This is a genomic window from Streptomyces sp. NBC_01334 (genome assembly GCF_035983595.1).
Classification (GTDB): Bacteria; Actinomycetota; Actinomycetes; order Streptomycetales; family Streptomycetaceae; genus Streptomyces; species Streptomyces coriariae.
On the sequence record NZ_CP130718.1, the window covers coordinates 7,733,540 to 7,752,718 of the forward strand.

Sequence of the window (19,179 nt, forward strand, 5' to 3'; positions counted from 1 at the left end):
CCCAGCAGTCGCAGAGCGGGCCCCGCGCAGCCCGGAACCCGACCGCTCGCGCAGCGGGCTGGAACGTAACCGCTTGTGAAACCCAAACCTGTTCCGCGCAACGGCTCGCAACCGGTTGTGATGCCGGAACCTGTCCCCGCGCAACGGGTCCGTAACCGGTTACGTGCGCCCCCGGGCCCCGTCCCCGCACAACAGGTCCGTAACCGGTTACGTGCGCCCTCGGTCCTGTCCCCGCGCAACGGGTCCGTAACCGGTTTCGCGCGCCCTCGGTCCTGTCCCCGCGCAACGGGTCCGCAACCGCCTACGTGCGCCCCCGGGCCCCGTCCCCGGACAACGGCGACGTAACCGCATACGCCCGCCCCCCGGGCCCCGTCCCCGCACAACAGGTCCGTAACCGCTTACGCCCGCGCCCGCACCCCGTCCCCGCACAACGGCACCGCAACCGCCTACGCGGCCGAAACCCGCCCCCGCACCGTCACGGAACGTGCTCGCTCGCGCCCCGGGTAGCCTGCCCTCCTGCGGGCGGCAGCGGCTCGCTCACATCAGCCCGCCCCCCGGTGTGCGCCGGGCTTAACTCCTGGCGGCCGGTCCGGGAGACACCTGTGTAATGCACGGTTCGTACCGTCAGAGAGGCTTGCAGAGGCTCTCACCAGGCTGATCGTCAGAAGGAAAGGGGCGCCCGTGGCCGCGTTGGACCCGCGGACCGACAACGCGACCACGACGAAGGTGCGCACGGTCTGCTCGTACTGCGGTGTGGGCTGCGGCATGCTCCTCGACATCGGCCGCGGACCGGACGGGCGCCGTACGGTCCTGAAGGCGTCCGGCGACAAGCGGCACCCGGCGAACTTCGGCCGACTGTGCACCAAGGGCGCGACCACCGCCGACATGCTCGCCGCGCCCGGCCGGTTGGCCGGCGCGCTCGTCCGCCCGGACCGCGGCGCGGAACCCGAGCCTGCCCCCGTGGACGAGGCGATCGCCGAGACGGCACGACGGCTGCGGGCGATCGTCGACGAACACGGCCCCGACGCGGTCGCCCTCTACGTGTCCGGTCAGATGAGCCTCGAGGCGCAGTACCTGGCCAACAAGCTGGCCAAGGGCTATCTCCGTACCAACCAGATCGAGTCGAACTCCCGACTCTGCATGGCAAGCGCCGGAACCGGTTACAAGCTTTCTCTCGGTGCCGACGGCCCGCCCGGCTCCTACGAGGACCTCGACAAGGCGGACGTCTTCCTCGTCATCGGTTCCAACATGGCCGACTGCCACCCGATCCTGTTCCTCCGGATGATGGACCGGGTGAAGGCGGGCGCCAAGCTGATCGTCGTCGACCCGCGCCGCACCGCCACGGCCGCGAAGGCCGACCTGTTCCTCCAGGTCGCGCCGGGCACCGACCTCGCCCTCCTCAACGGCCTGCTCCACCTCCTGCACGAGAACGGCCACACCGACCCCGACTTCGTCGCCGCGTACACCGAGGGCTGGGAGGCCATGCCGGAGTTCCTCGCCGACTACGCGCCCGCGACGGTCGCCGAGATCACCGGCATCCCGGAGGACGACCTCCGTGCGGCGGCCCGGCTGATCGGCGAGGCGGCGGAGTGGACCAGCTGCTGGACCATGGGCCTCAACCAGTCCACGCACGGCACCTGGAACACCAACGCGCTCATCAACCTCCACCTCGCCACCGGCGGGATCTGCCGCCCGGGCAGCGGCCCCTTCTCCCTCACCGGCCAGCCCAACGCCATGGGCGGCCGGGAAATGGGTTACATGGGCCCGGGGCTGCCAGGCCAGCGCTCCGTCCTCGTCGACGGCGACCGTGCCTTCGTCGAGGAGCTGTGGGGGCTCGAGCCGGGCACGATCAGGGCCGACGGCGTCGGCAAGGGCACCGTCGAGATGTTCCGGAAGATGGCCGAGGGCGACATCAAGGCCTGCTGGATCATCTGCACCAACCCGGTCGCCTCCGTCGCCAACCGCAGGACGGTCATCGAGGGGCTGGAGGCCGCCGAGTTCGTCGTCGCGCAGGACGTCTTCGCCGAAACCGAGACAAACGCTTACGCCGATGTTGTCCTGCCGGGCGCGATGTGGACCGAGACCGAGGGCATCCTCATCAACAGCGAGCGCAACCTCACGCTCGCCCGGCCCGCCGCCGACCCGCCCGGCGAGGCCATGGCGGACTGGCGGCTCATCGCGGCCGTCGCCCGCGCCATGGGTTACGAAAGCGGTTTCACCTACGACACCGCAGAGCAGGTCTTCGAGGAGATCAAGCGCGCCCACAACCCGCAGACCGGTTACGACCTGCGCGGAGTGACCTACGACCGGCTGCGTGCCACCCCCGTGCAGTGGCCGGCGGCCGCCGCCGACGGCCCTGACCGCAACCCGATCCGCTATGTGAACGACGACGGCTCGCTCACGTTTCCCACGGCTTCCGGCCGCGCTGTCTTCCACCCGCGTCCGCATGTCCCGCCCGCCGAGATGCCGGACGACGACTACCCGTTCTTCCTGAACACCGGCCGCCTCCAGCACCAGTGGCACACCCTGACGAAGACCGCGAGGGTCGCCAAGCTCAACAAGCTGGATCCCGGCCCGTTCGTGGAGGTGCACCCCGAGGACGCCGCCGCGCTCGGCATATCCGACGGCGACTCCGTCGAGGTCGCCTCGCGGCGCGGCCGGGCCGTGCTGCCCGCCGTCGTCACCGACCGTGTCCTGCCCGGCTCCAGTTTCGCGCCGTTCCACTGGAACGACCTGTTCGGCGAGTACCTCAGCGTCAACGCGGTCACCAGCGACGCCGTCGACCCGCTGTCCTTCCAGCCCGAGCTGAAGGTGTGCGCGGTCTCCCTGACGAAGGTGTCGACACCGGTTACCGTGCAGCCGCCGGCCACGGAGGCGCCGACGCCGGAGTACCCGCTCGGCAGCGCACCGGGCACCCGGACCCCGGTGCCGGAAGGGCCCGGCGCCGTGCTCGTACCGACCGCCGTCCTGCCCGCCGCCGCCGAGGTCTTCGGTCTGCGCCCCGCCCCGCCGCCGGTCCTGACCGAGCGCGAACGGCAGTACCTGGTCGGTTTCCTCGCCGGGATCCCGGCCGGCGCTCCCGGGGTACCGGTGCTGCCGGCGGACGTCCCCTTCAGCCCCGAGCACGCGCTGTGGGTCAACGGCACCCTCGCCGGCATGTACTCCCGCACCGCCACCGCCACATCGCCGCAGCCCCCGGCGCGCCGGGTCGTCATCCTGTGGGCCTCGCAGACCGGCAACGCCGAGGACTTCGCCACCACCACCGCCGAGCGGCTCACCGCGGGCGGTCACCCGGCGTCCCTCGTCGCCATGGACGAGGCCGACCCCGCCGCGCTGCCCTCCGACGCCGACCTGCTGCTGATCACCAGCACCTTCGGCGACGGTGACGCCCCCGACAACGGCGCCGGCTTCTGGGACGGCCTGGACGCGCTGGACACCGGCCGTCTGGAAGGCCACCGCTACGCCGTCCTCGCCTTCGGGGACTCCTCGTACGACGACTTCTGCGGGCACGGCCGGCGGCTCGACCGTCGGCTGGACGAACTCGGCGCGGTCCGGCTGGCCCCCCGCACCGACTGCGAGCCGGACTACGAGACGGAGGCGGAGGCCTGGCTCGACCAGGTGGCCACCGCCCTGAAGGAGGCCACGGAACCGGTGCCCGCGGCCCCGGGCGGCGGCCAGGTCCCGGCCACCGGGGTTCCTGCCACCCGGGTTCCTGCCACCGCTCAGGCACCGGTGACCGTTACGGAAGCCGTTTCCGTCGCTGTGCCGAAGGCGCCCGCCGCGCCCCGCCCCAAACGCCCCGCTCCCGTCACCGCGCGCCTGACCGGCAACCGGTTGCTGAGCCTGCCGGGCTCCGGCAAGGAGGTCCGGCGCTTCACCTTCGACACCCGCGACAGCGAGACCCCGCTCGTCTACGAGGCGGGCGACGCCCTGGGCGTACGCCCCCTCAACTCCCCGGACGTGGTGGCGGAGTGGCTGAGCGTCACGGGCCTCGACGCGCACGCGCCCGTGCAGGTGAACGGCGTCGGTCAGGTCGCTCTCGGGGAGGCCTTCCTGCGTCACCTCGACATCACCCGGATCACCCCGGCCCTGCTGCGCTTCACCGCCGACCGCACCCGCGACCCGCGTGAACTGCGCAAGCTGCTGCGCCCCGACAACAAGGACGAGCTGGCGAAGTGGTCCTGGGGCCGCCAGGCCGTCGACGTGGCCGCCGAGTTCGGTGTCCGCGCCGACGCGCAGGAGTGGGCCGAGTTGCTGGGGCGGCTGCAGCCGAGGCTGTACTCCATCTCGTCCAGCCCGCTGACCGACCCCCACCTCGTCTCGCTCACCGTCTCCGTCGTGCGGTACGAGAACCTGGCCGGCCGTCCCCGGCAGGGCGTCTGCTCGCCCTTCCTGGCCGACGCCGAGCCCGGCACCGAGGTGGCCGTCCATGTGCAGCGCTCCCCGCACTTCCGTCCGCCGGCCGACCCGGCCACCCCGATGGTGATGGTCGGCCCCGGCACCGGCGTGGCGCCCTTCGTCGGCTTCCTCCACGAGCGCCGGGCGCGTGGGCACCGGGCTCCCAACTGGCTGTTCTTCGGCGAGCAGCACCGGGCGACGGACTTCTACTACGAGGAGGAGCTGGCCGCCCTCCTGGACGACGGCACCCTCGCCCGTCTGGACACCGCCTTCTCCCGCGACCAGCGCGCCAAGGTCTACGTCCAGGACCGGATCCGCGAGCACGGCTCGCACCTGTGGTCCTGGCTCCAGGACGGCGCCCACTTCTACGTCTGCGGCGACGCCTCCCGGATGGCCAAGGACGTCGACCTGGCCCTGCGCGACGTCGCGGTCCTGCACGGCGGCCTGAGCGAGCCGGAGGCGGCGGCCTATGTGAAGCAGCTCGCCTCCGACAAGCGGTACGTGCGGGACGTGTACTGACGGGAGTCACCAAAAGGCCCGTGGGAGGCGCGGGCACCAAGTGGCGTTGCGCCGAAGAGAGTTGATATTCGGTCATCGCGGCGCGTCTATGTTCGTTTATTCAACAGGAGTGGACAAGATCTGACGCACCCTCCGTCCGTGCGAAGCCGCACGGGTCGCCCCGAGGAAGGTCGTGGTCATGTCGCACCCGCATGTGTCGTCCATGGACCGGCCGGACCGCCCCCAGTGGGTGGAACCGGACCACCCCCGGCGGACGGCCGTCAGCCGTCGTCGTCTGCTCGAAGGGTCGGCCGCCGTCCTCGGCGCGCTCGCCCTGTCCGCGCCGTCCACCGCCCACCGGGCCGTCGCGGCGGACGGCACCCCGGAGTGGAACGGCGCCATCGACGTCTTCCGGCTCGGTACCGAAGCCCCGCACACCACCCTCATGCCGTACGCGGATCTCGCCCAGGCCCTCGCCGCCGACCGCACCCGCTCGCCGTACCGGCTGAGCCTCGACGGCACCTGGAAGTTCGCCCACGCGGACCGTCCCGACGACCGGGACCCCGACTTCCACCGCACCGACGTCGACGACAGCGGCTGGGACGCCATCCCGGTTCCCGCCGCCTGGCAGTTGCACGGTTACGACCGCCCGATCTACATCAACATCACCTACCCGTGGTGGGGCGCCAACGGGCTGGGGGAGGAGGCACAGCCGCCGGCCGCCCCCACCCGCTACAACCCCGTGGGCCAGTACCGGCGTAGCTTCACGGTCCCGCGCGGCTGGGCGGGACGGCGGACGTTCCTTCACTTCGAAGGGGTCAAGTCCGCCCACTACGTGTGGATCAACGGCGAGTTGGTCGGTTACCACGAGGATTCCTACGACCCCGCCGAGTACGACATCACCCCGCACCTCAAGCCGGGCACCAACCAGATCGCGGTGGAGGTCTACCGCTACTCGGACGGCGACTGGCTGGAGGACCAGGACATGATCCGGCTGAGCGGCATCTTCCGCTCGGTCTACCTGTACTCCACACCGGCCGTGCACCTGCGTGACTTCAGGCTGGACACCCCGCTGAGCGATGACCACAAGGCGGCCCGGCTGTCGGTCACCGCGAGCGTGCGGGACTACGGCGGACAGGGTGCCGGCCGCTACTCCGTCGAGACACAGCTCTACGACGCGGGCGGGCACCCGGTGTGGCCCCGGCCCCTGCAACAGGCCGTCGCGCTCGGCGCCGGGGAGGAGACGGCCGTACAGGCCGCGAAGGCCGTGCCCGCGCCGCGCCTGTGGTCGGCCGAACATCCGTACCTCTACACCGCCGTGCTCCGGCTGCGCGACCCGTCCGGAAAGGTGATCGAAACCCTTTCCCACCGCGTGGGCCTGCGCGAGTTCGCGCTCCAGGACGGACTGATGCGCATCAACGGCAAGCCGGTCTCCTTCCGGGGCACCAACCGGCACGAGATGCACCCGACCCGCGGCTCGGCCCTCACCCGCGCCGACCTCGTCGAGGACATCGGGATCATCAAGCGGCTGAACATCAACACCGTCCGCACCTCGCACTACCCCAACAACCCGCTCTGGCTGGAGCTCGCCGACGAGTACGGCCTGTACCTCGTGGACGAGACCAACCTCGAGACCCACGGCATCCGCAGCGAGTACCCCGGCAACCACGCCGAGTGGACGACGGCGTGCGTGGCCCGCGCCCAGAACATGGTCCACCGCGACAAGAACCACGCGTCGGTCGTCATCTGGTCCCTGGGCAACGAGGCCGGCGGCGGCACCACGTTCAACGCCATGCACGACTGGATCCGCTCCTACGACACCACCCGCGTCATCCAGTACGAGGGCGACGACCGCCCGGGGATCAGCGACATCCGCTCCGAGATGTACGACACCCCCGCGCGCGTCGAGGCGCGGGCCGGGGACACGAGCGACACCCGGCCGTACGTGATGATCGAGTACTCCCACGCGATGGGGAACTCCAGCGGGAACTTCAAGAAGTACTGGGACCTGATCCGCCGTCACGACGTGCTCCAGGGCGGTTGGATCTGGGACTTCGTCGACCAGGCCCTCGACTGGCCCACCCCCGTCCGCAAGCTGTTCACCGAGGCGGGGCCCGCCGCACTCGGGGGCGAGCTCATCGCCTCCAGCGGCACCTTCACCCGCGAGGAGGGGGTCTCCGGCGGAACCGTTTTCGCCCGCGACACATCGTTGGACCTCACCGGCTCCCTCACGCTGGAAGCCTGGATCACCCCGCACGTAACCGGTTACCACCAGCCGATCCTCGCCAAGGGCGACACCCAGTACGCCCTGAAACAGACGAACAGGACCCTCGAGTTCTTCATCTACGGCAGCGGCCAGTGGATCACCGCGAGCTGGGCACTGCCGGGCGACTGGACCGGCACCGAGCACCAGGTCGCGGGTGTCTTCGACGCGGCGGCCGGCACGCTGACCCTGTACGTCGACGGCGCGGTCCGGGCCACCCGCACCACCACGGTGCGCCCCGGCAACAACACCGCGCCGCTGTCCCTGGCCACCGACGTCGACAACCCGACCCGGGAGTTCAGCGGCACCGTCCGGCGGGCACGCGTGTACGCCCGGGCGCTGAGCGCGGCCGAACTGGCCTCCGCCGACCGCGGTCCCGGCGACGACGGCGTACGGTTCTGGTTCGACGCCGCCACCGTCGGCCTCACCGAGAAGCGCCCCCGCGAGAAGTCGTTCCGCGCCTACGGGGGCGACTGGGGCGACAACCCCAACGACGGTGCGTTCTCCGGCGACGGCATCGTCACCGCCGACCGCGGGGCCACCGGCAAGTCCGCCGAGGTCAAGCGCATCTACCAGGCCGTGGGTGCCGCCCCGGCCTCCGGCGGCCTGCTCGCGCCCGGAGCCGCGGTCACCCTCACCAACGAGTACCTGTTCACCAACCTCCGTGAATTCGACGGACATTGGGAACTCGTACGGGACGGGGAAGTGGTCCGGCGCGGAAAGCTGAGCCGTGCCCAGCTCGATGTGGCCGCGCTGTCGAGCAAGGACATCACGGTGCCCTTCGAGCTGCCGGACCATCCGGCGCCGGGTGCCGAGTACTTCCTCCAACTGTCGTTCACCACCAGGGAGAAGACGCAGTGGGCGAAGTCCGGCTTCGAGGTGGCGCGCCAGCAACTCGCCGTCGACGCCGGGAGCCCCGCCGTCACGCCCGTGCCCCTGGCCGGCGTCCCGGCGCTCAGTCACCGGGACAGCGCCGGGTCGGTCACCGTCAAGGGCGGGAACTTCTCGGTCACCGTCGACAAGAAGACCGGCGTCATCACCTCCTACGAGGCCCACGGCACCCGGCTGATCTCCTCGGGACCGGCCCCCAACTTCTGGCGTGCCCCCACCGACAACGACCGGGGAAACGGGCAGCACACCCGCAACCAGACCTGGCGCGACGCCGGCGCGCGTCGCAAGGTCACCGAGGTGAGCGTGCGGGCGCTGCGCGACCGGGCCGTGGAGATCAAGGTGGCCGGCACGCTGCCCACCACGACGGAATCGACGTACACCACCACCTACACCGTTTTCGGAAACGGTGAGATCAAGGTCGACAACACCCTGCACCCGGGCGCCGCCTCCTTGCCGTACATCCCGGAGGTCGGCACGCTGCTGTTCCTGCCCGCCCGCCTGGAGAAGCTGCACTACTACGGCCGCGGTCCCGAGGAGAACCACTGGGACCGCAACGACGCCACCGACGTGGGCCGGTACTCCGGCACCGTCACCGGGCAGTGGACCTCCTATCTGCGGCCCCAGGAGAACGGCAACAAGACGGACGTGCGCTGGGTCGCCCTCACCGACGGCGACGGCAACGGCCTGCTGGTCTCCGGCGAGCCGCTGCTGGAGTTCAACGCCTCGCACTTCACTCCCGAGGACCTGTCCGTCGGAGCCCGCCACGACTACCAGCTCACCCCTCGCAAGGAGGTCGTACTGCGCCTGAACCACCGGCAGATGGGCGTCGGCGGTGACAACAGCTGGGGCGCGCACACCCACGACGAGTACAAGCTGTTCGCCGACCGCGACTACGCGTACACCTACCGGCTCCGGCCGTTGACCGACGTGGACAGGGCGACGTCCGCGTCGCGGCGGCCAACGGCAACCTCCGAGTAACCGCTTCCACCGCTTCCACCGCTCCACCCCTGCCGGCGGTACGGACCGGGTACGGCAACGCATGCCGGACCCGCGTGCCCGTACCGTCGGCGCGCCTCTCCGACGCCTCAGCGAGAACGCGGCAGGTCTTCGCCGGGCGACCGCGGGTCGGCACTGCCTTCGCGCAGCCACCGGTCGTCCTCGAACTCCGGCGGCACCTCGTCCTCCCAGGGATCGATCCCCCGTTCCTCGAGCGCGTCGAACCACCGGTCCCGTCGCGACTCCGGCAGACGCGCGCCGCACCACGGACAGAAGGCGATCTCCCGGGAGGCCGTCCCTCCGTCGTGGACGATCAGCCCGTACTCCCGGAACTTCGGTTCGAACCGCACCAGCGCGTCCGGGCAGGCGAAGACGTCGGGGTGCGCTTGGCATCGCAGGTCGGCCTGGCGGGTCATCTCGGCGCAGCAGTGATCGATCACTCACACATTCTCCCCGTCGGCGCGCGAGAATCGGAACGGCAGCACGCATCACCCGTATCGCACTCCACGGAAAAGGAATCGAATCCATGACCGAGCAGGACGAACGCTTCGACGTCGTGGTCCTAGGCGCCGGTCCGGGCGGCTACGTCGCCGCGGTCCGCGCCGCCCAGCTGGGCAAGCGCGTCGCCGTTATCGAGGAGAAATACTGGGGCGGCGTCTGCCTGAACGTGGGCTGCATCCCCACCAAGGCCCTCCTGCGCAACGCCGAGCTCGCCCACATCTTCACCCGTGAGGCGAAGACCTTCGGGATCAAGGTCGACGGACAGGTCTCCTTCGACTACGGAGAGGCGTACCGCCGCAGCCGCAAGGTCGCCGACGGCCGGGTCAAGGGCGTCCACTACCTGATGAAGAAGAACAAGATCACCGAGTTCGACGGCCGCGGCGCTTTCGTCGACGACCACACCCTGCGGGTAACCGGTTACGACGGGGAGACCCGCACCCTCGGTTTCGACCACTGCATCATCGCCACCGGCGCCACCCCCAAGCTGCTCCCCGGCACCAAGCGCAGTGCGCGCGTGGTGACGTACGAGGAGCAGATCCTCGCCGACGACCTTCCGCAGTCGATCGTCATCGCGGGCGCCGGCGCCATCGGCATCGAGTTCGCGTACGTCCTGCACAACTACGGTGTGAAGGTCACGATCGTCGAGTTCCTGGACCGGGTCGCGCCCCTGGAGGACGCCGAGGTCTCCGCCGAACTGGCCAAGCAGTACCGCAAGTTGGGCATCGACGTGCTGACCTCCACCCGGGTGGAGTCCATCGACGAGTCCGGTCCGCGGGTCCGCGTCACGGTCACCGGCAAGGACGGCGCCCAGCAGGTCCTGGAATCCGACAAGGTGCTCCAGGCGATCGGCTTCGCCCCGAACGTCACCGGCTACGGCCTGGAGAACACGGGCGTGCGGGTCACCGAGCGCGGCGCGATCGACGTCGACGGCCGCTGTCGCACCTCCGTCCCGCACATCTACGCCATCGGCGACGTCACCGCGAAACTGATGCTCGCGCACGCCGCCGAGGCCATGGGCGTCATCGCCGCCGAGACCCTCGCCGACGCGGAGACCATGGAGCTGGACTACGCCATGATCCCGCGCGCCACCTACTGCCAGCCCCAGGTCGCCAGCTTCGGCTACACCGAGGCCCAGGCGCGGGAAAAGGGTTACGACGTCAAGGTGGCGAAGTTCCCGTTCACCGCGAACGGCAAGTCGCACGGCCTCGGCGACACCACCGGTTTCGTGAAACTGATCAGCGACGCCAAGTACGGCGAGCTCATCGGCGGTCATCTGATCGGCCCCGACGTCACCGAGCTGCTCCCCGAGCTGACGCTCGCCCAGCAGTGGGACCTCACCGTCCACGAGGTCGCCCGCAACGTCCACGCCCACCCGACGCTGGGCGAGGCCGTCAAGGAGGCCGTGCACGGCCTGGCCGGGCACATGATCAACATGTAGCGGCCCTCCGCGGACGGGGTCGTTCACCCGAACGGCCCCGCCTCGCTCGCCGTCGCCGCACGGCCGGGATGTGCTGGCATCCACCGGACCGACCCCGGGCCGGACCCGACCGACGGCGAGGGAGTCCGCCATGCCGGAAAGCGGTGTTCCCCCCGACGCGGAGCTGGACGCACTCAAGGCCCGGATCGCGGCACTGGAGGAGGAGCGCACCCGTCGTCCCACCCACCACCGGGTCCGCTCGTTCTTCGCGGTCGTCCTCATCGTCCTCGGCTGCGTCCTGGCCCCGCTGGGCCTGGTGGCGGCCTGGACCTCGAGCATCGTGGGCGACACCGACCGCTACGTCGACACCGTCCGCCCGCTGGCCTCCGACAAGGACGTCCAGAACGCGGCCGCCACCCGCGTCACGGACGCGGTGATGGGGCGCCTCGACCTCACCGCACTCCTCCAGGACGCCGTCCCGGCCCAGCGTCCCCTGCTGGAGAAGGCCCTCGGCAGGCTCGGTCCCTCGCTCGAGAGCGCGATCCGCAGCTTCGTGCACGACAAGGCGCAGGCGGTCGTGGCCTCCGACGCCTTCGAGAAGATCTGGACCGACGCCAACCGCAGGGTCCACAGTGCCGTCGAGAAGGCCCTCACGGGCAGCGGCGGCGGCGCGGTGAAGATCGAGAACGACACGGTCACGGTCGACCTCGCGCCGGTCGTCGACCAGGTCAAGCAACGGCTGGTGGACTCCGGGATGACGGTCGCGGGGAAGATCCCCGAGATCCACACGAACTTCACGGTCGTCAGGTCCGAGGACATCGGCAAGGTCAAGACCTACTTCCGGCTGCTCCAGCTGGCCGGTTTCTGGCTGCCCGTCATCGCGGTCCTGCTGGTCGCGGCAGGCGTCCTGCTCTCGGCGCACCGCCGCCGCGTCCTGATCGTCGCCGCGCTCTGCTTCGCCTTCGCCACGCTCCTGCTGGGCGTCGCGCTGACCGTTTTCCGGGTCGTCTACCTGGACGCTCTCCCGGCCGGTGTCTCCCAGCCGGCCGCCGGGTCCGTGTACGACACGCTCACCCGTTTCCTGCGCACCTCCGTGCGGTCGGTGATCGCCCTCGGTGTGGTGATCGCGCTCGCCGCCTGGCTCACCGGGCCCGGCCGCCATGCCGCTCTGGTGCGGCGGCTCTGGCACTCGGGCATCGGCGCCGTGCGCGCGACCGCCGACCACGCCGGACTGCGCACCGGCCCCGTGGGCCCGTTCGTCGACCGCTACCGCACCTGGATCACCTGGATCCTGGCCGCGGGAGCCGTCCTGGCCTTCGTCCTGTGGCCGTATCCGACCGGCTGGGTCGTGGTCGGCCTCGCCCTCGCCCTGCTCTTCGCGCTGGGGATCGTCGACTTCCTCGCGACCCGGCCCCGCCGAAAGGACAGCCCCGCATGAGCTCGCACTCCCCGACCGGAGAGCCGCACGGTGAGATCGGCACCTCCTGGTCCACGCCCCCCGGCGGCCCGTCCCGGCCCGCCGCGCACGACGGCCTGGCCGGCGGCGTCGTCTTCGCCGGTGTCCTGCTGCTGTGCAGCGGTGTGCTCGCGGTTCTCCAGGGCATCGCGGCCATCGCGAAGGACGACATCTACGCCCGTGTGGGCTCGTACGCCTACGAACTCGACCTCACCGGCTGGGGCTGGATCCACCTCGTCCTCGGTGTCGTCGCGGCGGCGACCGGCGCGGCCCTCCTCAAGGGCGTGACCTGGGCGCGCTTCGCGGGCATCTTCCTCGCCGCGCTGAGCCTGGTCACCCAGTTCCTGTTCCTGCCCTACGAGCCGCTCTGGTCGATCGTGGTCATGGGGATCGACGTGTTCGTGATCTGGTCGCTGGCGTCGTGGCCGGAGAGGACGGGCTGAGGCCGGCGCCACGGCGTCCCGGCGCCCCCACGGGGAGCCTGCGGGCGGTGCCGGCCGGGCGAGGCCGATGTCGGATTCTCGCCAGCGCCGGATCGGCGACTGGCCGATGCTGGACGTATGCAGAACGGGATGTACACCGATCGCGAGCGCTGTGTGCGCGCCGTGCAGTCCAAGGACGCGCGGTTCGACGGCTGGTTCTTCACGGCGGTCCTGACCACCGGCATCTACTGCCGGCCCAGCTGCCCGGTCGTGCCGCCCAAGCCGCGGAACATGGTCTTCCACCCGAGCGCCGCCGCCTGCCAGCAGGCGGGCTTCCGCGCCTGCAAGCGCTGCCGGCCCGACACCACACCGGGCTCCCCGGAGTGGAACCAGCGCGCCGACCTGGTCGCCCGCGCCATGCGGCTGATCGCCGACGGTGTCGTCGACCGTGAAGGCGTGCCCGGACTCGCGGCCCGCCTCGGCTACAGCACCCGCCAGGTCGAACGCCAACTCCTCGCCGAACTCGGCGCGGGCCCGCTCGCGTTGGCCCGTGCACAGCGCGCACAGACCGCTCGCCTGCTCATCGAGACGACCGAACTGCCCATGGCGGAGGCCGCGTTCGCGTCCGGCTTCGCCTCCATCCGCACCTTCAACGACACCGTGCGCGAGGTCTTCGCGCTCTCCCCGAGCGAACTGCGCGCCCGTGTGCCGCGCAAGAACCCCTCGGCCCGCCCCGCCACGCCCGGCACGCTCGCCCTGCGCCTGCCCTTCCGGGCCCCGCTCAACCCGGACAACCTCTTCGGGCACCTCGCCGCGACCGGCGTCCCGGGGGTCGAGGAGTGGCGGGACGGCGCGTTCCGCCGCACGCTCCGGCTGCCGTACGGGCACGGCATCGTGGCGCTCACCCCGAACCCCGACCACATCGGCTGCCGCCTCACCCTCAGCGACATGCGCGACCTCACGGTCGCGATCAGCCGCTGCCGGCGCATGCTCGACCTGGACGCCGACCCGGTCGCCGTCGACGACCAGCTGCGCACCGATCCGCTGCTCGCGCCCCTGGTGGGCAAGGCCCCCGGCCGCCGGGTGCCCCGCACGGTCGACGAGGCGGAGTTCGCCGTACGTGCCGTGCTGGGCCAGCAGGTCTCCACGGCGGCCGCCCGCACCCACGCGGCTCGTCTGGTCATCGCGCACGGTGAACCGGTCGACGACCCGGAGGGCGGCCTCACCCACCTCTTCCCGACCTCCGAGGCGCTCGCCGCCGTCGACCCCGACACGCTGGCGATGCCCCGCACCCGCCGCACCACCTTCACCACCCTCGTCGGACAACTCGCCGACGGAACACTGAACCTGGGCGTGGAGAGCGACTGGCCGAAGGCGCGCGCCCTTCTGCTCGCGCTGCCCGGTTTCGGACCCTGGACGGTCGACGTCATCGCGATGCGCGCCCTCGGCGATCCCGACGCCTTCCTCCCCACCGACCTCGGAATCCGGCGCGCCGCGAAGGAGCTGGGCCTGCCCTCCACCCCGGCGGCGCTCACCGCCCGTGCCGCGGGCTGGCGCCCCTGGCGGGCGTACGCCGTCCAGTATCTCTGGGCGACCGACAGTCACCCGATCAACTTTCTCCCCGTGTAAGGAACTTCAGTGAAACAGCACACGATCGTCGACAGCCCGTACGGCCCCCTCACGCTCGTCGCCGACGACGGCGTCCTGTGCGGCCTCTACATGAACGGACAGCGCCACCGCCCGCCCGAGGAGAATTTCGGCCCTCGCGACGACACCCTGTTCGGGGACGCGGAGGAGCAGCTGGAGGCCTATTTCGCAGGCGAGCTGAAGGAGTTCAGCCTCGAACTCCGCCTGCACGGAACCCCGTTCCAGCGCTCCGTATGGGACGGGCTGCGGAAGATCCCGTACGGCGAGACCCGCACCTACGGCGAACTCGCCGAAGCCCTCGGCAATCCGACCGCCTCCCGCGCGGTGGGCCTCGCCAACGGCAGGAACCCCATCGGCATCATCGTGCCCTGCCACCGCGTGATCGGGGCCGGCGGCGGCCTCACCGGCTACGGCGGCGGCCTGGACCGCAAGCGGCGCCTGCTGGACTTCGAGGGCGGCACCGCCCCCGGCGACACGGCCCTCTTCTCGCTCGAGGCGTAAGGACTCGTGTCCCCGTGACGGCCGTCGAGCAGGTGGGCGGGGGTTCCCGCTGTACATGACCTGTGCATGACCTGTGCCTGGGGGGACCTTTGCCCGGTGGGGCCCACCGTTCGTCCGGCCTTCACCCAGGCCCGGTCCGGGGCTCCTAGGGTTTGCGGCGCTGCCCCCCCCCGCACGTCCGTCACTTCTGTCCGGAGGACAGTCATGGCCGCCGTCAAGGCTTCCCAGCGCAACCGACGCCCCCTCGCCGCACTCACCGGGGCCGTCGCCCTCACCGCCACGTCGATCGGCGTGTGGACCGTCACGGCCTCCACCGCCGAGGCGGCCGCTCTCCCGACCCCCGACCACGTGGTGGTCGTGGTGATGGAGAACCACGCCTACTCGCAGGTGATCGGGAGCTCCAGCGCCCCCTATCTCAACAACACCCTCAAGGCGGGTGGCGCCGACCTCACCCAGTCATACGGTCTCACCCACCCCAGCGAGCCGAACTACTACATGCTGTTCTCGGGCTCCAACCAGGGCCGTACCGACGACAGTTGCGTCTCGGTCGGGTCGCTCTCCAAGCCGAACCTCGCCTCGGAGCTGATCGCGGCCGGCAAGACCTGGGCCAGCTACAACGAGTCGCTGCCCAGCCAGGGCTCCACGACGTGCAGCAGCGGCAACTACGCCCAGAAGCACAACCCGTGGTTCGGCTTCTCCAACGTGCCGACGAGCACCGCGAAGACCATGGCGCAGTTCCCGACCGACTACACGACCCTGCCCAAGGTCTCCTTCGTCGTACCGAACCTGTGCAGTGACATGCACGACTGCTCGGTCTCCACGGGCGACACCTGGATCAAGAACAACCTGGGCGCCTACGCCACCTGGGCCAAGACCCACAACAGCATCCTCGCCGTCACCTTCGACGAGGACAACAAGCTGTCCGGCAACCGCATCCCCACCGTTTTCTACGGGCAGCACGTCACTGCCGGCAGCTCCAGCTCCACCACCTACAACCACTACAACGTCCTGCGGACCGTGGAGGACCTGGCGGGTCTGTCCGCGCACGCGGGCAACGCATCCTCGGCGTCCGACATCACCGGCATCTGGAACTGACGCCCGTGTATCTCGCGGACTCCCGCAGTACCAAGTCCGTCGCCGCCCCGGACTCCCGTCCGGGGCGGCGCCCGGCCGCCGTGCCCTCCACCGTGCTGGCCCTGGGCGCCGTCAGCCTGATCACGGACGTCTCCTCGGAGATGGTCACCGCCGTCCTGCCGCTCTACGTCGTCGCGGGCCTCGGCCTGTCACCGCTCGGGTTCGGGCTCCTCGACGGCATCAACAACGGCGTCGGGGCCCTGGTCCGGCTGGCCGGGGGCCATCTCGCCGACCGGGGAGGCCGTCGGCACAAGGTGGTGGCCGGCCTCGGCTACGGCCTGTCGGCGTTGTGCAAGCCGTTGCTGCTGCTCGCCCACACCCTCCCCGTGATCAGCGCCGTGCTCGCCGCCGACCGCACCGGCAAGGGGCTGCGCACGGCCCCCCGCGACGCGATGATCTCGCTGGCCACCGAACCCCGCCACCGGGGACGGGCGTTCGGGGTGCACCGGGCCATGGACACCACCGGCGCGCTGCTCGGCCCGCTGGTCGCCTTCGCCGTGCTGCGGGCCACCGTCGACGGCTACGACGCGGTCTTCGCGGTCAGCGGCTGTGTCGCCGTGCTCGGAGTCCTGGTGCTGGTGCTCTTCGTGCCCCGCCACATCGTCCCCGCCGGCGCCGTGCAACCACCCGAACCGGCCCGGCCGGTACTCCGGGACGCGCTCGGGCTCCTGCGCCGCCCCGAGCTGCGCGGGATCACGATGTGCGCGACCCTGCTGGGCCTGACCACCGTCAGCGACTCCTTCCTCTATCTGCTGCTCCAGCGCGAAGGGGCCCTGCCCGCCCATCTCTTCCCGCTGCTGCCGCTGGGCACCGCCGCCGTCTTCCTGCTGCTCGCGTTGCCGCTCGGCGCACTCGCCGACCGCGTCGGCAGCCGCCGGCTCTTCCTGGCCGGCCACGGCGTCCTGCTGCTCGGCTACGTCCTGGTGCTCTCCCCCTGGCACGGCGCGCCTGCCGTGGTCGCCGTCCTCGTCCTGCACGGCACCTTCTACGCCGCCACCGACGGGGTCCTCGCGGCCGCCACCGCCGGCGTCGTACCGGACCGTCAGCAAGGAGCCGGTCAGGCACTGGTCGGCACCGGCCAGGCACTGGCCCGCTTCACCTGCTCGCTCGCCTTCGGCGCGGCCTGGAGCCTGTGGGGCGGGCGCACCGCCCTCGCCGTCACCGCCGTCGCACTGGCCGTGAGCGCCGTCGTGGCCTCGTTCGTCCTCCGAACCACCGATGAGGTGCCCGCATGACCCGCATGACCGGCATGACCGGCATGACCCGGACGAACCGCCTGATGGTCCTGCTGGTCGCCGTGGTGCTGCTCGGCGCGGTCGGCACCGGCTCGGTGCTGTACGCAGCCCACCGGTCGGGTCTGCGGGACGAGCAGCAGGCCGACGGTCCGACCGTGCGGGCCGGTGCCGTCTCGCTCCGGCCGACGTCCGGCCGCCGGCTGCTGGTGCGCAACCTGGCCTGGGGCCCGCATCGCGACGAGATCGCCACCGTGCCCGCCGACGACCCGCAGGGGCCGCGCACCGCGTCCGGCGTCAAGTGCCTGCGCTTCCACGCGGCGGCCGGCACCGGCATCTGCCTCCAGGCGGTGCACGGCGCGCTGGAGGACACCTACCGGGCGGTGGTGCTCGACGCGCACCTGCACGAGCTGCACCGCTTCCCGGCGGCGGGCATCCCCACCCGCGCCCGGGTCTCCCCCTCCGGCCGTCTGGTGGCCTGGACGGTCTTCGTCAGCGGAGACTCCTACGCCGGCACCGCCTTCTCCACCCGTACCGCCGTCGTCGACACCCGGACCTGGGCCGTCGACGACAACCTGGAGACGTTCCGCATCGTCAAGGACGGCCGGACCTACCGCGCGGCGGACGTCAACGTCTGGGGGGTCACCTTCGCCGACGACAACCGCTTCTACGCCACCGTGGCGACCGGCGGCCGGACCTACCTGGTCCGCGGCGACCTCGCCGCCCGCACCCTCACCACCGTGCACGGCAACGTGGAATGCCCCTCGCTCTCACCCGACGGCACCCGGATCGCCTACAAGAAACGCGTCCAGGGAGCCTCGCCCGACGCCCCCTGGCGGCTGTACGTCCTCGACCTGCGCACCCTGAAGGAGACCGCGACCGCCGAGCCGCGCAACATCGACGACCAGGCTCTGTGGGCCGACGACTCCACCCTCGTCTACGCCCTTCCCGGCGACTACGGCTCGGACCTGTGGACCGTCCCCGCCGACGGCAGCGGCGCGGCCCGCACCCTCATGACCTCCGCCGTGGCCCCCGCCTACCTGGGGTGACAGGACGTACCGTCAGAGCTCCGTCCGCGTCAGCTCCCGCAACAGCCTCGGCAGCGCCGTCCCGATCGGCTCCCGGACGACGTCGTCGGCGATCTCGTCGTACGGCGTCGGCTCGGCGTTGACGATGACGAGCCGGGCCCCGTGGTCGGCGGCGACGCCGGCCAGCCCGGCGGCGGGCTGGACCTGCAGACTCGTGCCGACGGCGACGAAGACCTGGCAGGCCTTGGTGACGGCGACGGCCTCGCCCAGCACCACCGGGTCGAGCCGCTCGCCGAACATCACCGTGGCCGACTTCAGGATCCCGCCGCACGCCAGGCACGCCGGGTCCTCCTCACCGGCCTCGACCCGCGCCAGCGCGTCCTCCATGGGCCCCCTGGTGTGGCACCGCGTGCACACCACACTCCGCGCGCTGCCGTGCAGTTCGAGCACCTTGCGCACGGGCATCCCGGCGAGCTGGTGCAGCCCGTCCACGTTCTGCGTGATCACCCGCACCGGCACCCCGGACCGCTCCAGCTCGACCACGGCCCGGTGCGCCGCGTTCGGCTCGGCCGTCAGGGCCCGATTGCTCCGCCGCATCCGCCACGACCGCCGCCGGATCTCCGGATCTCCCATGTAGTACTCGTACGTGACGAGCTTCTCCGCCTCGGGATCCTTCCGCCACAGCCCGTTGGGGCCGCGGTAGTCGGGGATGCCGGAGTCCGTGGAGACACCGGCCCCGCTGAGGATGGCGACGAGAGGCTTGCTCATGTGTTCGAGCGTAGGGCCGGGAGGCAC

General features: G+C 71.3%; 12 protein-coding genes. 10 read left to right on the forward strand and 2 right to left on the reverse strand.

The annotated features are described in order from the left end of the window. The first annotated feature begins 681 nt into the window (after positions 1–681). Positions 682–4,917, forward strand: coding sequence for a bifunctional nitrate reductase/sulfite reductase flavoprotein subunit alpha (locus OG736_RS34480; RefSeq protein ID WP_327185868.1), 4,236 nt, complete (start codon positions 682–684; stop codon positions 4,915–4,917). Positions 4,918–5,095: 178 nt separating this feature from the next. After that, positions 5,096–9,028, forward strand: coding sequence for a glycoside hydrolase family 2 TIM barrel-domain containing protein (locus OG736_RS34485; protein ID WP_442817110.1), 3,933 nt, complete (start codon positions 5,096–5,098; stop codon positions 9,026–9,028). Between the two features lie 107 nt (positions 9,029–9,135). Here OG736_RS34485 and OG736_RS34490 read toward each other — a convergent pair whose 3' ends face one another. Then, positions 9,136–9,486, reverse strand: coding sequence for a DUF6980 family protein (locus OG736_RS34490; protein WP_327185869.1), 351 nt, complete (start codon positions 9,484–9,486; stop codon positions 9,136–9,138). Between the two features lie 86 nt (positions 9,487–9,572). Here OG736_RS34490 and lpdA point away from each other — a divergent pair, with 86 nt between their 5' ends. The 8 genes from lpdA (at position 9,573) to OG736_RS34530 (ending at position 18,405) form a co-directional block, all read left to right on the forward strand. Next, positions 9,573–10,985, forward strand: coding sequence for a dihydrolipoyl dehydrogenase (gene lpdA, locus OG736_RS34495; RefSeq protein ID WP_327185870.1), 1,413 nt, complete (start codon positions 9,573–9,575; stop codon positions 10,983–10,985). A 130-nt stretch (positions 10,986–11,115) separates the two neighbouring features. Next, positions 11,116–12,402 (forward strand): hypothetical protein, encoded by a 1,287-nt coding sequence (locus tag OG736_RS34500; RefSeq protein ID WP_327185871.1) that lies wholly within the window; start codon positions 11,116–11,118, stop codon positions 12,400–12,402. Further along, positions 12,399–12,863, forward strand: coding sequence for a DUF7144 family membrane protein (locus OG736_RS34505; RefSeq protein ID WP_327185872.1), 465 nt, complete (start codon positions 12,399–12,401; stop codon positions 12,861–12,863). Before OG736_RS34500 ends, OG736_RS34505 begins: the two co-directional genes overlap by 4 nt. 117 nt (positions 12,864–12,980) lie before the next feature. Next, complete coding sequence (locus OG736_RS34510; RefSeq protein WP_327185873.1) at positions 12,981–14,471, forward strand: AlkA N-terminal domain-containing protein; 1,491 nt, start codon at positions 12,981–12,983, stop codon at positions 14,469–14,471. 9 nt (positions 14,472–14,480) lie between these two features. Next, positions 14,481–14,990: a methylated-DNA--[protein]-cysteine S-methyltransferase gene (locus OG736_RS34515; RefSeq protein ID WP_327185874.1), complete on the forward strand. Its 510-nt coding sequence runs from the start codon at positions 14,481–14,483 to the stop codon at positions 14,988–14,990. Between the two features lie 204 nt (positions 14,991–15,194). After that, entirely contained in the window at positions 15,195–16,085 is an 891-nt protein-coding gene (locus OG736_RS34520; RefSeq protein WP_327185875.1) for an alkaline phosphatase family protein, read from the forward strand. Between the two features lie 5 nt (positions 16,086–16,090). Then, entirely contained in the window at positions 16,091–17,359 is a 1,269-nt protein-coding gene (locus tag OG736_RS34525; RefSeq protein ID WP_327185876.1) for an MFS transporter, read from the forward strand. A gap of 23 nt (positions 17,360–17,382) precedes the next feature. Further along, a complete protein-coding gene (locus OG736_RS34530) occupies positions 17,383–18,405 on the forward strand; it encodes a TolB family protein (RefSeq protein ID WP_327187785.1) in 1,023 nt (340 codons plus the stop codon). Between the two features lie 12 nt (positions 18,406–18,417). On the opposite strand, the gene OG736_RS34535 is transcribed toward OG736_RS34530, so the two are convergent. After that, positions 18,418–19,152, reverse strand: coding sequence for an SIR2 family NAD-dependent protein deacylase (locus OG736_RS34535; protein WP_327185877.1), 735 nt, complete (start codon positions 19,150–19,152; stop codon positions 18,418–18,420). Between the last annotated feature and the right edge of the window lie 27 nt (positions 19,153–19,179).

Bases quoted from the DNA above. Each gene is read 5' to 3' on its own strand.
- OG736_RS34485 (WP_442817110.1), top strand. From the start codon at position 5,096: ATGTCGCACCCGCATGTGTCGTCCATGGACCGGCCGGACCGCCCCCAG.
- lpdA (WP_327185870.1), top strand. From the start codon at position 9,573: ATGACCGAGCAGGACGAACGCTTCGACGTCGTGGTCCTAGGCGCCGGT.
- OG736_RS34500 (WP_327185871.1), top strand. From the start codon at position 11,116: ATGCCGGAAAGCGGTGTTCCCCCCGACGCGGAGCTGGACGCACTCAAG.
- OG736_RS34505 (WP_327185872.1), top strand. From the start codon at position 12,399: ATGAGCTCGCACTCCCCGACCGGAGAGCCGCACGGTGAGATCGGCACC.
- OG736_RS34510 (WP_327185873.1), top strand. From the start codon at position 12,981: ATGCAGAACGGGATGTACACCGATCGCGAGCGCTGTGTGCGCGCCGTG.
- OG736_RS34520 (WP_327185875.1), top strand. From the start codon at position 15,195: ATGGCCGCCGTCAAGGCTTCCCAGCGCAACCGACGCCCCCTCGCCGCA.
- OG736_RS34530 (WP_327187785.1), top strand. From the start codon at position 17,383: ATGACCCGGACGAACCGCCTGATGGTCCTGCTGGTCGCCGTGGTGCTG.
- OG736_RS34535 (WP_327185877.1), bottom strand. From the start codon at position 19,152: ATGAGCAAGCCTCTCGTCGCCATCCTCAGCGGGGCCGGTGTCTCCACG.